The organism is Dietzia sp. SYD-A1, from assembly GCF_015356725.1.
In the GTDB taxonomy this organism is placed as follows: Bacteria; Actinomycetota; Actinomycetes; order Mycobacteriales; family Mycobacteriaceae; genus Dietzia.
The window spans coordinates 1-733 of sequence record NZ_JADDKI010000376.1; the positions used below are offsets into that span (position 1 = coordinate 1).

1 pseudogene is annotated in these 733 nt (G+C 76.5%); it reads right to left on the reverse strand.

Going from position 1 to position 733, the window contains the following annotated elements:
• Positions 1-733 (reverse strand): annotated as a pseudogene (locus tag IY392_RS14010) (hypothetical protein); the annotation flags it as partial.

The following is a 733-nucleotide window of genomic DNA, read 5'->3' on the forward strand; positions in this document are numbered from 1 at the left end:
CCGTCGGTCCCCGCCACCGCGACCATCCCCGGGGGCGGGACCACCCCGGTGTCGGTACGGGTGGACGGGGCGGCGACGATCGCCGTACCCCCGCCACCGGACAGTGCCCGGGCCGTCCCCGGGGCCAGCGTGCCCGACGCGGGGACGAGGACGCCGGGGACCGGGACCACCTCGAGGATCCGTTGCACCGAGTCGGAGCGATCCAGCGCCGCGGCGGTCAGGGTGGTGTCACCGACGGCGGCCACCACGTCCAGGTCCGCCTGCGCTGCCGGCAGAGACAGCACGCACGCGCCCTCGGCAAGCGTGCGCAGTTCGGTCAACCACCGGGAGGCGTCCTCCCTCAGCGCCTCGTCGACGGTGGGCCCCACCTGCTCGTCGCCGCCCTCCCGCTCCCCGGGAACGCGGGGGCCGCTGCTCTCGTCGATCAGGACCGCACGACCGTCCGCGATCTCGGCGACGGTTCCGAGCAGATCGGGGTCCACCCCGAGGCAGGTCGCCCGGCGGAGTTCCTCACCCGCGGGGCCCTCGAAGGCGGCCGATGCCGCCCGGACCAGACCGGTGAGCCGCCCCTCGTCCGAGAGGTCGTGTGGCAGCGATCCGTCGGTGAGGGCCACCACGGGTTCGGGACCCGCCTCACCGGGGACGAGGGCGATGCGGGAGGGCGCAGCGGCCAGCGGCCAGAGCACGGTGAGCGGGACCGGTGCCGGGGCCGGCGCATCCGCCGGCGCAGCGG